Raw genomic sequence first — 12,845 nt, forward strand, 5'->3', positions numbered from 1 at the left:
CACGGAGAACGTCTGCGGGCCGGGTCGTGCCGCGTACCGGGGAAGCCTTCCCCGCGTCCGCGGGTGGGAAATCCGGCGCTGTGTTAACTACTCGGTCGTAGTCGACCGCCCGCCGGGAACCGCGGGACAACCCGTGGGGAAGCCCGAAGCGCCCCCACGGGTTCCGGATACCCGCTCTGCGGCGCCACACGGCAGCCTTCCCTCTGACAGAGAGGTCCACAAGGCTGTGTACGGGGTGAAATCGGCCAAACCGCCAGGTAAGTGGAGTGACGGGGGGTCACGGGCGGGGCGTGAGGTGTGGCCGAGGGGTGGCGCGCACCGGCCCCGGCGGGACCTCGCGCGCCGTCCGCGCGCCGTGGCAGGCCGCCACGGACGGCCGCTACCTTCAGGGGTGACGGAAGGGACGCACACCGTGGTGCGTCCGCCCGGATGCGCAAGTCCCCTGTAAAGGTGGAGTACGTGAAGGCCATTCGTCGATTCACCGTGCGTCCTGTCCTCCCCGAACCCCTCCGACCTCTCCACGACCTCGCGCACAATCTGCGCTGGTCCTGGCACACCGAGACCCGTGAACTCTTCCGGTCCGCCGACCCCGAGGGCTGGCGGCCCGCGGACGCCGACCCCGTACGCCTGCTCGGCTCGCTGTCCGCCGGGCGGCTCGCCGAACTGGCCGCGGACGAGGAGTACCTCGGCCGCCTCGCCGACGCCTCCGCCGATCTGGCCGAATATCTGAACGGCCCCCGCTGGTACCAGGAGCAGCGGGCCGCCGGAGCGGAACTGCCGTCCGCGGTCGCCTACTTCTCACCCGAATTCGGCGTCACCGCGGCACTTCCCCAGTACAGCGGCGGCCTCGGCATCCTGGCCGGCGACCACCTCAAGGCCGCCAGCGACCTCGGTGTCCCGCTCATCGGCGTCGGTCTGCTCTACCGGCACGGCTACTTCCGCCAGACCCTCTCGCGCGAGGGCTGGCAGCAGGAGCACTATCCCGTCCTCGACCCCAACGAGCTCCCGCTCGACCTGGTCCGCGAGGCCGACGGCGCCCCCGTCCGGGTGGTGCTGGCCCTGCCCGGCGGACGCTCGCTGCACGCGTGCGTCTGGCTGGCCCGGGTCGGCCGGGTGCCGCTGCTCCTCCTCGACTCCGACGTCGAGGAGAACGCCCCCGGTGAACGCGACGTCACCGACCGGCTGTACGGCGGCGGCAGCGACCACCGCCTCCTCCAGGAGATGCTGCTCGGCATCGGCGGGGTGCGCGCGGTGCGCACCTGGTGCCGGCTCACCGGCACGCCGGAGCCGGAGGTGTTCCACACCAACGAGGGCCACGCCGGCTTCATCGGCCTGGAGCGCATCCGTGAACTGATCCCCACCGGGCTCGACTTCGACGCGGCCCTGGAAGTGGTCCGGGCCGGGACGGTCTTCACCACCCACACCCCGGTGCCCGCCGGGATAGACCGCTTCGACCGGGGGCTCGTCGCCCGCCACTTCGGTGACGACGGCGAACTGCCCGGCGTCGCCGTGGAGAAGATCCTGCGGCTCGGCACCGAGACCTACCCCGGCGGTGAGCCGGAGCTGTTCAACATGGCGGTGATGGGCCTCCGGCTGGCCCAGCGGGCCAACGGCGTCTCCACCCTGCACGGGGCCGTCAGCCGGGAGATGTTCTCCGGGCTCTGGCCGGGCTTCGACCCCGCCGAGGTGCCCATCACCTCCGTCACCAACGGGGTCCACGCACCGACCTGGGTCGCCCCCGAGGTGTTCCGGCTCGGCGCGGGCCGGATCGGCGAAAGCCGCGCCCACCAGGTGCTGGCCGGCGGCCCGGTGGCCGACGAGGCCTCCGCGGGGACCGGCACCCCCCGCCGCTGGGACGCGGTGACCGGCATCGGCGACCAGGAGATCTGGGACCTGCGCCGCGAACTGCGCGGCCAGTTGGTCACCGAGGTCCGCCGCAGGCTCTACGCCTCCTGGCGCCGGCGTGGCGCCGGCACCGCCGAACTGGGCTGGATCGACGGCGTGCTCGACCCGGACGTCCTGACGATCGGCTTCGCCCGGCGCGTCCCCTCCTACAAGCGGCTCACGCTGATGCTGCGCGACCGCGACCGGCTGCGGGCGCTGCTGCTGCACCCGGCCCGGCCGATCCAGATCGTCGTGGCGGGCAAGGCGCACCCCGCCGACGACGGCGGCAAGCGGCTGGTGCAGGAGCTCGTGCGGTTCGCGGACGACGCGGGGGTCCGCCACCGCATCGTCTTCCTCCCGGACTACGGCATGGGCATGGCCCAGAAGCTCTACCCGGGCTGCGACGTCTGGCTCAACAACCCGCTGCGCCCGCTGGAGGCCTGCGGCACGAGCGGGATGAAGGCCGCGCTGAACGGCTGCCTCAACCTGTCGGTGCGCGACGGCTGGTGGGACGAGTGGTTCGATCCGGACTTCGGCTGGGAGATCCCCACCGCCGACGGCTCGGCGGTCGACGAGGACCGCCGCGACGAGCTGGAGGCGAACGCCCTGTACGCCCTGATCGAGGACCGCGTCGCCCCGCGCTTCTACGACCGGGGGGCCGGGGGGCTGCCCGACCGCTGGATCGAGATGGTCCGCTCCACCCTGGTGGGCCTGGGGCCGAGGGTGCTCGCGGGGCGGATGGTGCGCGAGTACGTGGAGCGCCTGTACGCCCCCGCCGCGCGGTCCCGGCGGGCCCTGGACGCCGGGACCGCGCGGGACCTCGCCCGGTGGAAGGGCAAGGTACGGGCGGCCTGGAGCGGGGTCTCGGTCGACCACGTGGAGTCGGTGAGCGACACGGCGGCGGGCGGCTCGGCGGAGCTGGGCGCCAGCCTGGCGCTGCGGGCGAGGATCGCGCTCGGCGGCCTGGAGCCGGACGACGTGGAGGTCCAGGTGGTCGCGGGGCGGGTCGATTCGGGCGACGCCATCGCGGACGCCCAGACCTTCCCGTTGAAGCCGGTGGGCGGCCAGGACCTGGACGACCGCTGGCTGTACGAGGGGCCGCTCGCTCTGGACCGGACGGGACCCTACGGCTACACCGTGCGCGTCCTGCCCGCCCACCCGCTGCTGGCCTCCAGCGCCGAACTGGGCCTGGTCGCGCTGCCGGCCGAGGCGGTGGGGGAGGGCGCGGGCGTGCTGCTGCGCTGAGCGCCCGCCAGGGCGGACCCGGGGGCCCGGCACCCGTGCGGTGCCGGGCCCCCGCGTGTCGGCAGAGAGCGGGTCCCTTCGTGCAGTGAACACAGAACCTTGACGTGTCCATGGAATGGCTTTACGTTCCTGACTCATCCCAGGGTTCATCATGCGACCTGTTGTTCATATGTGTGAACTGCTCCGTCGGGTCGGGCCGTTGAACCGCCACCGCACCGGAAGGCACCCCCCATGCGTACCGGCACCATCCCCCGCGTTCTCGGCACCGCCACCGCGCTCGCCGCGCTGGTCACCACGGCGCTCGCCGCACCCGCCCTGGCGGAGAGGGCCCCGGCCCCGGCGAAGGCGCCCGCCCCGGCCGCCGCCCCGGCGGACTTCACCCATCCCGGCGTCCTCGTCAGCCGCCCCCAACTGGACTTCGTCCGGGGCCGGGTGCAGGCGGGCGCCCAGCCCTGGAAAAGCGCCTTCGACCAGATGATGGGGAGCAAGTACGCCTCCCTGACCCGCACCGCCAAGCCGCGCGCCGTCGTCGAGTGCGGCTCCTACTCCAACCCGAACAACGGCTGCACCGACGAGCGCGAGGACGCCATCGCCGCGTACACGCTCTCGCTGGCCTGGTACATCACCCAGGACAGCCGGTACGCGCAGAAGGCCATCCAGATCATGGACGCCTGGTCCGCCGTCATCAGGGACCACACGAACAGCAACGCGCCGCTCCAGACCGGCTGGGCCGGCTCCTCCTGGCCGCGCGCCGCCGAGATCATCAAGTACACCTACAGCAGCTGGCCGGGCTCCGGCCGCTTCGGCACGATGCTGCGCGACGTGTACCTTCCCGAGGTCACCAACGGCTCCCACTCCAACGGCAACTGGGAGCTGTCCATGACCGAGGCGGCGATCGGGATCGCGGTCTTCCTGGAGGACCGCGCGGCCTACGACAAGGCCGTCGGCAAGTTCCGCGGACGTGTCCCGGCGTACATCTATGTGACTGCCGACGGGTCGCTGCCGAAGGTCGCCCCCGGCAGCGGGCTCGACACCCGGGCGAAAGTCGTCACCTACTGGCAGGGGCAGTCCACCTTCATGGACGGGCTCTCCCAGGAGACCTGCCGGGACCTGACCCACACCGGCTACGGCCTCTCCGCGATCTCCCACATCGCCGAGACCAGCCGCATCCAGGGCCAGGACCTCTACCCGGAGATCGCCGACCGGCTGCGCCACGCGATGGGGCTGCACGCCAAGCACCAGCTGGGCACGCCCGTGCCGTCCTCGCTCTGCGGCGGCTCCCTCAAGGACAATCTGGGGCCGGTCACCGAGGTCGGCTTCAACGCGCTCGCCAACCGCCTCGGCCACGCGATGACCAACACGCAGACGTTGACCGAGCGGCAGCGGCCCGCCGGATCGAACAACCTCTTCGTCGCCTGGGAGACCCTGACCCACGCGGACAACCCCGCCTGAGCCGGCCTTCCGCACCACGACGAACGGCCCGGAGGAGGAGAACCTCTTCCGGGCCGTTCGTTCGCCGGGCGTGGATCAGAAGGTGAGCTTGAAGCTGTTGATCCGCCCGGTGTCCGAGCGGGCGATGTCCTGGACCTTCAGCTTCCAGACCCCGTTGGCCACCTCGGACGAGGCGTTGACCGTGTAGGTCTCCACCACGTTGTCCGCGGAGTCGCCCGAGGAGGAGTTCTTCAGCCGGTAGGCGGTGCCGTCCGGGGCCACCAGGTCGATGACCAGGTCACCGCGCCAGGTGTGCGTGATGTTGACGTCCGCCTTGAGGGTGCTCGGCGCGTTGCCGGTCACACCGGAGACGGTGACCGAGCTGGTGACGGCCGCACCGGCGTCCGGGATGGTCACGGCGGTGTTGTTCTCGAACACCTTGCCGCCCGGGTCCGGGTTGCCGCCGCCGGGGCGGGCGCCCACGTTGATGCCGGCCCAGGCGTGGGCCACGGCCGCGTACTCGGGGCTGGTGGCCCCGTACAGCTCACTCGCGACCGCGAGCGTGCCGGTGCGGGCAGCCGCGTAGTTGGTCGTCGAGGTGAACTTGGTGGTGAGCGCCTTGAACCAGATCTGCAGGGCCTTGTCCCGGCCGATGCCGGTCACCGGGAGCCCGTCGGAGGTCGGCGAGTCGTAGCTGACGCCGTTGACCGTCTTGGCGCCGCTGCCCTCGGAGAGCAGGTAGAACCAGTGGTTCGCCGGGCCCGAGGAGTAGTGGACGTCGACGTTGCCGATGCCCGAGTACCAGTAGTCCTTGGACGAGCCGTCCTTCGAGGGCTTGTCCATGTAGCGCAGCGGCGTGCCGTTGCCGTTGATGTCGATCTTCTCGCCGACCAGGTAGTCGCCCGGGTCCTGCGTGGTGTTGGAGTAGAACTCCACGCCCGCGGCGAAGATGTCGGAGGTGGCCTCGTTGAGCCCGCCGGACTCGCCGCTGTAGACGAGCTTGGCGGTGACCGAGGTCAGGCCGTGCGTCATCTCGTGGGCGGCCACGTCCAGGGAGGTCAGCGGCTTGACGTTGCCGCTGCCGTCGCCGTACGTCATGCAGAAGCAGCTGTCCTGCCAGAAGGCGTTGACGTAGTTGTTGCCGTAGTGGACGCGGGAGTACGCGCCGACGCCGTCACCGCGGATGCCGGAGCGGCCGTGCACGTTCTTGTAGTAGTCCCACGTCTCGGCCGCGCCGTAGTGCGCGTCCGCGCCGGCCGTCTCGGCGTTCTGCGGAGTGCCGTCGCCCCAGATGTCGTCCGGCCCGGAGAACAGGGTGCCGGTGCCGGAGCTGCCCCGGTTCAGGTTGTACGTCTTGTGGTTGCCGCGCGTGGTGTCGGTCAGGGTGTACGAGGGCGCGGTGCCCAGGGTGACCTGGCCGTTGTACTGCGTGTTGCCCGTGCCGTTGTGGACGGCCTGCCACTCGTACAGCTTCTCGCCCGAGGTGGCGTCCGTGAGCACGTGCAGCTCGTTCGGGGTGCCGTCGTGCTGGAGCCCGCCGACCACGGTCTCGTACGCCAGCTGCGGGGAGCCGCTGCCCAGCCAGACCACCTTGCGCGGGGCGTTCTCCGCCTTCTTGGCCTGGGAGCCCTCGGCCTTCGCCGCGCCGAGCGCCTGCTTCTCGGCGGCTGCCGGGGCCACGTCGGCGGTGAGGCCGACGGCCTTCAGCTGCGCGCTGGTCGCCTTCGACGCCTTGCTGACGCCCTCGGTCGCGCCGGCCGCGGACTCCTTGACCACGAGGTCGCCGCCGAGGACGGGAAGACCGCCCAGCGTGCGCTCGTAGCGGGTGTGCGTCGTGCCGTCGCGGTCCTGGACGACATCGCGGACCACGAGCTTCTCCGTGGACCCGAGACCGAGCTCCTTGGCGGTGGCCGCCTTGGTGGCGTTCGCCTCGCTGAGCAGCTCCGCGCGCTGGGCGGGGGAGAGCTTGGCGGGCAGGGCGCCCGGGTCGGCCTTCGTGCCGGCGGTGATGCCGCCGAGCGGGGCCGAGGAGGGGGCGGAGGTGGCGGTCGCGGCGCCGGACGGAACGGCGACGGCTATGAGGGCTGCTGCGGCTATCAGAGCGCCGGTCGCGGTGGCGCGACGGCTGGGCGTGGATCTCACGCGGACTCCTTCTGCGAGGGGGGTACCGGCGGCGCTGGACGGGCCGTCCGGACGGTGCAGGCGGTGCGCAGAACGGGGTGAAGAGTGTCAGCAGATGACCGCACCTGTCAGGAGCGCGTCAACAACTTGGCCGGTTTTCGTTCGTTGCTGGAAAGGTCGTGTTCGTTAAGCGGACGTTTCGCCGATCATTGCCGCAGTGTTACCGGGCGTTGCGCAGCCCCGTATTCACAGGGTGGTCACAGGTTTCGCGCGCGACGGGCACCGCACGGTCGCGGGCGGGAAGGGGTGTGATGACCGCCTGATGAGACAGCGTCGGGTTCTGGCCAGATTCGCACGCCGGAACGCGCCGGTCCGTCCGGGCGGCGCGCGCGGAGGCCGCGTCGCTCAGGCGGTTGCCCCCGGCGGGTACACCGTGTCCAGGAGGTCGCGCACGAAGCGGTCCGGGTCGTCCAGCCCCGACGCCGCGAGCGTGGCCGGGCCGTTCGTCAGCAGGTGCGGGACCGCCGCGTGCAGCGCGAGGGTGACGACGGCGGCCCGCTGCGGGGTGACGGGCAGTCCGGCGGCGCGCTGGGCCAGCTCGAAGCCCGTGAAGTCGCCACTGGCCATCGGGTCGAGGATGGCGGACAGCCACGGGCGCCGGGTCGCCTCGGTCTGGAGCTCCATCACCGCCAGCAGCCGGGAGCGGCCCGGCCCGGCGACGTTCTCCAGGAGTGAGCGGAAGAGGGTCGTCAGCCCCTCGCGGTCCGTCGGCCCCGGGGCCCCGGCCAACTGCCCGGTGAGCGCGAGGTACTGCTCCAGGCATCGCTCCGCCGCCGCGCGGAGCACCGCGTCCCGGGTCGGGAAGTAGTTCTTGGTGGTGCCCGGCGGCACCTCGGCGGTCCCGTCCACCGCCCGGTGCGTCAGCCCGCGCCCGCCGTCCCTGGCCAGCACCTCGATGGCCGCGTCCCGCAGCCGGTCCCGGCGGTCCGGATTCACGCGCGCTCCCTCGCTCCCGTACGACAGGTCCCAGGCCCGTCCTTGCCGATGTTACCCCAGCCGTGGTACCACAGATGTGGTGGTTCTCCGTGCGGTCCCCTCCGCACGGGTCCCCCTCCGTCGGTCCGAACGAGCCCGGGAGCGCGACATGACAGGAACGGCGACCGTGGTCGGCGCGGGCATCGGCGGTCTGGCGACCGCGATCGGACTCCGCCGCGCGGGCTCGACGGTCACGGTGCTGGAGCGGCGCACCGAACTGGAGCGGTACGGCGCGGCCTTCGGCATCCACCCCACCGCACAGTCCGCGCTCGACCGCCTCGGGGTGGGTGACGCGCTGCGCGACCACGCCGTGCCCTACCGCGACGCGCACATCCGCACCCCGGACGGGACGCCGATCGGCCGCATCCCGCTGGAGCGCATCGAACGCACGGCGGGCCGCCCCGAACTGCTCATCTCCCGGCCCTACTTGATCGACGCCCTGCTCGCCGCCCTCGAAACCTTCGGCGACGTCCCGCTCAAGCTCGGCGAGCGGGTCACCGGCCTCGACGCACCGGCCGCCGGAGCGGACCTGCTGGTCGGCGCCGACGGCATCCGCAGCGCCGTGCGCACTGCCCGCTTCGGCGACCGCAGCGGCCCCCGCCGGATCGGCACCGCCGCCTGGATCGGCATCGCCGACTTCGAGAGCCCGGTGCACGGCGAGACCTGGGGAAGCGGGCGCTTCTTCGGGATGACCCCGGTCGAACCGGGCCGCACCAACTGGTACGCCACCGCGGCCGGGGCCACCACCGCCGAGGAGCTGCGCGCCGCCTTCGCCGGCTGGCACGATCCGGTCCCGCGCATCCTGGACGCCACCGACCCGGCCACCTGGATCCGCTACGAGATGCTCCACCTCCACCCGGCCCTGCCCACCTTCGTCTCCACCGGCGCCGGGCCCGCCTCCGCAGCCTCCTCCGAGCCCGGGTCCGCGTCCCCGGCCTCCTCCGACGCCGGGCACACCCCCGTGGCCCTGGTGGGCGACGCGGCCCACGCCATGACGCCCAACCTCGGCCAGGGCGCCTGTACCGCGATCCTGGACGCGGACGCCCTGAGCCGTGCGCTGGCCGCCGCGCCCCCGGGACCCGCGGGCGTCGGGAGGGCGTTGCGCGCCTACGACCGCGAGCGCCGCCGCAGCGCCCGGCGGACCGCCTTCGCCTCCCGGACCCTGCACCGCTTCATGAGCACCGAGCACACCCGGCTGCGGGACGCGGTGGTGCGGCTGCTGCCGGGCTGAGCCGTCCGGTCCGCGCGGACCGGCCCCGGGGCGCGCGGGGTGCGGGTGATCGGCGTGGTGGCTTCCGGCCGGATCCGCTCAGACCAGGCTGTCCTTCCACGTCCGGTGCAGCCCCGCGAACCGCCCCGTCCCGCCGATCAGTTCGGCGGGGGCGCCGTCCTCCACGATCCGGCCGTGCTCCATCACCAGCACCCGGTCCGCGATCTCCACCGTGGACAGCCGGTGGGCGATCACCACCGCCGTACGGCCGTGCAGCACCGTGTCCATGGCCCGCTGCACGGCCCGCTCGCCGGGGACGTCCAAGGAGCTGGTCGCCTCGTCCAGGATCAGCACCGCCGGGTTCGCCAGCAGGGCCCGGGCGAACGCCACCAGCTGCCGCTGGCCCGCCGAGATCCGCCCGCCCCGCTTGCGCACGTCCGTGTCGTAGCCGTCCGGCAGGGCGGCGATGAAGTCGTGCGCGCCGATCGCCTTCGCGGCGTGCTCGATCTCCTCGCGGGTGGCGTCCGGGCGGCCGATCGCGATGTTCTCCGCGACCGTCCCGGAGAACAGGAACGCCTCCTGCGTCACCATCACCACGCCCCGGCGCAGCTCGGCGGTGTCCAGGTCGCGCAGGTCGGTGCCGTCCAGCAGGACCCGGCCCTCGGTCGGGTCGTAGAAGCGGGCCAGCAGCTTGGCCAGCGTCGACTTGCCCGCGCCCGTCGACCCGACGACCGCCACCGTCCGGCCCGCCGGGATGCGCAGGTCGAACGTGGGCAGCACCTCGCCGCCCGTACGGTAGGCGAACCGCACCCCGTCGAACGTGACCTCCCGGCCCGGGAGCCCGCCCGGGCGCGGCGGCAGCTCCTTCGGCCGGTCGGTCTCCGGGACGTTCGGCGTCTGGGCCAGCAGACCGGCGATCTTCGTCAGCGAAGCGGCAGCCGACTCGTAGGAGTTGAGGAACATCCCCAGCCGGTCGATCGGGTCGTACAGCCGCCGCAGATACAGCACCGCCGCCGCCAGCACCCCGAGCGCCAGCGTCCCGTCCGCCACCCGGTAGGCGCCCCACAGGACCATCCCGGCCACCGCCGTGTTCGCGATCAGCCGCGAACCGATGACGTAGCGGGCCATCTCCAGGATCGCGTCGCCGTTCGCCCGCTCGTGGCGGGTGTTCAGCACGGTGAACACGGCGTCGTTGCTCCGCTCGCGGCGGAACGCCTGGACCGGACGGATGCCGTTCATCGTCTCCGCGAACTTCACGATCACCGCCGCGATCGCCGTCGACCGCGCCGTGAACGCGATGGACGCCCGCCTCCGGTACAGGCGCACCATCAGATACAGCGGTACGAAGGAGAGCGTGGCGATCGCGCCGATCCCCAGGTCCAGCCAGAGCAGCACCAGCGCGATCGACACGAACGACAGGACCACGCCGATCAGTTCCTGGAGCCCCTCGCTCAGCAGCTCCCGCAAGGACTCCACATCCGTGGTGGAGCGCGAGATCAGCCGGCCCGAGGTGTAGCGCTCGTGGAAGTCGACGCTCAGCGCCTGTGCGTGCCGGAAGATCCGGCCGCGCAGATCGAGCAGTACGTCCTGGTTGATCCGGGCCGCCGCCCGGATGAAAGCGTACTGGAGGACGCCCGCACCGACGGAACACACCGCGTAGCCGACCGCGACCGCGATCAGCGGCCCGTAGTCGTGGTCGCGGAACGCCGGAACCCCGCTGTCGATGGCGTACGCCACCAGCAGGGGGCCCGCCTGCATCGCGACCTGCTGGACCAGCAGGAGCAGCGCCGACAGCGCGACCCGGCCGCGCATCGGCGCCAGCAGGGAGAACAGCAGCGCCCTGGTCGCCCCGGGCGGCGCGGGCAGGTCGTCCTGGTCGAACGGATCGTCGGAGAGCGGCCGTTCGGTCGTGGGTGCGACCCGGGCCTTCGGCGGGCCGTCGCCGTCGGCGGCCGGGAGCGAGGCGTCGTCAGTGGTTGTGGTCATCGGGCACTGCCCTCCTCGGCGGGGACCTGCTGTACGGGGGCGCTCACCGAAGGGGCGGGGGGCGGCGCCGCGGATCCGTCCACCGGCGTCGCGGGCGCGTCCACCGGCGTGGCCGAACCGTCGGCCGGCGTCGCGGGCTCGCTGCCCGCGCCCGACATCAGCCAGGCGTACTCCGCGTTGTCGCGCAGCAGCTCCTGATGGGTGCCGACCGCGGCGATCCGCCCCCCGGACAGCAGCGCCACCCGGTCGGCCAGCATCACGGTCGAGGGCCGGTGCGCCACGACCACCGCGGTCGTCCGCTTCAGGACCTGCCGCAGCGCGGCCTCCACCAGCGTCTCCGTGTGCACGTCCAGCGCGGAGAGCGGGTCGTCCAGCACCAGGAAGCGCGGCTCCCCGACCACCGCGCGGGCCAGCGCGAGGCGCTGGCGCTGGCCGCCGGACAGACTCAGGCCCTGCTCGCCGACCTCGGTGTCCAGCCCCCCGGGCAGCTGGTGCACGAAGTCGGCCTGGGCCACCGACAGCGCCTGCCGCACCTGCCGCTCGTCCGCGTCCGCCGCGCCCATCGTCACGTTCTCGCCGACCGTCGCGGAGAACAGCGTCGGCTCCTCGAACGCCACCGACACCAGCTCCCGCAGCCGCGAACGCTCCATCGTGGCGATGTCCTCGCCGTCCAGCGTGATCCGCCCACCGGTCACCTCGTGCAGCCGGGGCACCAGAGCGGTGAGCGTCGTCTTGCCCGACCCCGTACCCCCGACCAGGGCCAGCGTCTCACCGGGCCGGATGTGCAGATCGACCCCGGCGAGGACCGGTGGCGACCCCGGATCCGCGTCCGGGTAGCGGAACTCGACGCCCTCGAAGACCATGCCGGGGCCGGTGGCCGGGGCGCTCTCCCGTACGGCGACGGCCCCGGGCTCCTCCGCCACGTCCATCACCTCGAAGTACCGGTCGGTCGCGGTCGCCGACTCCTGGCTCATCGCCAGCAGGAAGCCGATCGACTCCACCGGCCAGCGCAGGGCGAGCGCCGTCGAGAGGAACGCCACCAGTGTGCCCGCGGACAGCGTGCCGTCCGCCACCTGGATCGTGCCGAGCACCAGAGCCGCGCCGATCGCCAGCTCCGGGATCGCGGTGATCAGCGCCCAGATCCCGGCGAGCAGCCGGGCCTTGCCCAGCTCCGTGTCGCGCAGCCGGTGCGCCAGCGCCCTGAACGCCCGCGCCTGGCTGCGGTGCCGGCCGAACCCCTTGACGATGCGGATGCCCAGCACGCTCTCCTCGACGACCGTGGTGAGGTCGCCCACCTGGTCCTGGGCTCGGCGCGCGACCACCGAGTACTTCGTCTCGAACAGCGAGCACAGGATGATCAGCGGCACCGCGGGGGCCAGCAGCACCAGACCGAGCGCCCAGTCCTGGGCGAACAGGATGACGAACCCGACCAGGATCGTCGCCGTGTTGACGACCAGGAAGGTCAGCGGGAACGCCAGGAACATCCGCAGCAGCATCAGGTCCGTCGTCCCGCGCGACAGCAGCTGGCCCGAGGCCCAGCGGTCGTGGAACGCGACGGGCAGCCGTTGCAGATGGCGGAAGAGATCCGCCCGCATCGACGCCTCGACCCCGGCCAGCGGACGCGCCACCAGCCAGCGCCGGAACCCGAACAACAGCGCTTCCGCGATGCCCAGCAGCAGCAGGTACAGCGCCCCCAGCCACACCCCGCCCGGATCGCGGTCGGCCACGGGGCCGTCCACCATCCACTTCAGGACCAGCGGGATCACCAGCCCCAGGCAGGAGGCCAGGATCGCCACGAAGGCGGCCGTGAACAGGCGTGCCCGCACGGGTCGGACATAGGGCCACAGGCGCAGGAGGGAGCGCACGGCGGACCGGTCCGTGCGCTCTGCAGGCTTTTTGGGCATCAGGGGCAACCTTACGTTTCACCACTGAC

General features: G+C 72.6%; 7 protein-coding genes. 3 read left to right on the forward strand and 4 right to left on the reverse strand.

Annotated features, from left to right (window positions below; translation table 11 throughout):
- Window positions 1-459 precede the first annotated feature (459 nt).
- Window positions 460-3,129 carry an alpha-glucan family phosphorylase gene (gene glgP / locus DTB53_RS00700; RefSeq protein ID WP_012378979.1) on the forward strand — a complete coding sequence of 890 codons (2,670 nt, stop codon included), beginning with the start codon at window positions 460-462 and terminating at the stop codon, window positions 3,127-3,129.
- 231 nt (window positions 3,130-3,360) lie between these two features.
- Window positions 3,361-4,581, forward strand: a complete 1,221-nt coding sequence (locus DTB53_RS00705; protein WP_012378978.1) for an alginate lyase family protein — start codon at window positions 3,361-3,363, stop codon at window positions 4,579-4,581.
- Between the two features lie 75 nt (window positions 4,582-4,656).
- Here the strand turns inward: DTB53_RS00705 and DTB53_RS00710 are convergent, their stop codons facing one another.
- Window positions 4,657-6,702, reverse strand: a complete 2,046-nt coding sequence (locus tag DTB53_RS00710; RefSeq protein WP_012378977.1) for a M4 family metallopeptidase — start codon at window positions 6,700-6,702, stop codon at window positions 4,657-4,659.
- Between the two features lie 384 nt (window positions 6,703-7,086).
- Window positions 7,087-7,677 carry a TetR/AcrR family transcriptional regulator gene (locus DTB53_RS00715; RefSeq protein WP_012378976.1) on the reverse strand — a complete coding sequence of 197 codons (591 nt, stop codon included), beginning with the start codon at window positions 7,675-7,677 and terminating at the stop codon, window positions 7,087-7,089.
- A 148-nt stretch (window positions 7,678-7,825) separates the two neighbouring features.
- Here DTB53_RS00715 and DTB53_RS00720 point away from each other — a divergent pair, with 148 nt between their 5' ends.
- Window positions 7,826-8,947, forward strand: a complete 1,122-nt coding sequence (locus DTB53_RS00720; protein ID WP_012378975.1) for an FAD-dependent oxidoreductase — start codon at window positions 7,826-7,828, stop codon at window positions 8,945-8,947.
- A 78-nt stretch (window positions 8,948-9,025) separates the two neighbouring features.
- On the opposite strand, the gene DTB53_RS00725 is transcribed toward DTB53_RS00720, so the two are convergent.
- Window positions 9,026-10,912, reverse strand: coding sequence for an ABC transporter ATP-binding protein (locus DTB53_RS00725; RefSeq protein WP_003966171.1), 1,887 nt, complete (start codon window positions 10,910-10,912; stop codon window positions 9,026-9,028).
- Window positions 10,909-12,816 (reverse strand): ABC transporter ATP-binding protein, encoded by a 1,908-nt coding sequence (locus tag DTB53_RS00730; protein ID WP_078562746.1) that lies wholly within the window; start codon window positions 12,814-12,816, stop codon window positions 10,909-10,911. The genes DTB53_RS00725 and DTB53_RS00730 overlap by 4 nt, the downstream gene beginning before the upstream one ends.
- Window positions 12,817-12,845: the final 29 nt, after the last annotated feature.

This window comes from Streptomyces griseus (assembly GCF_900460065.1).
Classification (GTDB): domain Bacteria; phylum Actinomycetota; class Actinomycetes; order Streptomycetales; family Streptomycetaceae; genus Streptomyces; species Streptomyces griseus.

Bases quoted from the DNA above. Each gene is read 5' to 3' on its own strand.
- DTB53_RS00705 (WP_012378978.1), top strand. From the start codon at position 3,361: ATGCGTACCGGCACCATCCCCCGCGTTCTCGGCACCGCCACCGCGCTC.
- DTB53_RS00720 (WP_012378975.1), top strand. From the start codon at position 7,826: ATGACAGGAACGGCGACCGTGGTCGGCGCGGGCATCGGCGGTCTGGCG.
- DTB53_RS00725 (WP_003966171.1), bottom strand. From the start codon at position 10,912: ATGACCACAACCACTGACGACGCCTCGCTCCCGGCCGCCGACGGCGAC.
- DTB53_RS00730 (WP_078562746.1), bottom strand. From the start codon at position 12,816: ATGCCCAAAAAGCCTGCAGAGCGCACGGACCGGTCCGCCGTGCGCTCC.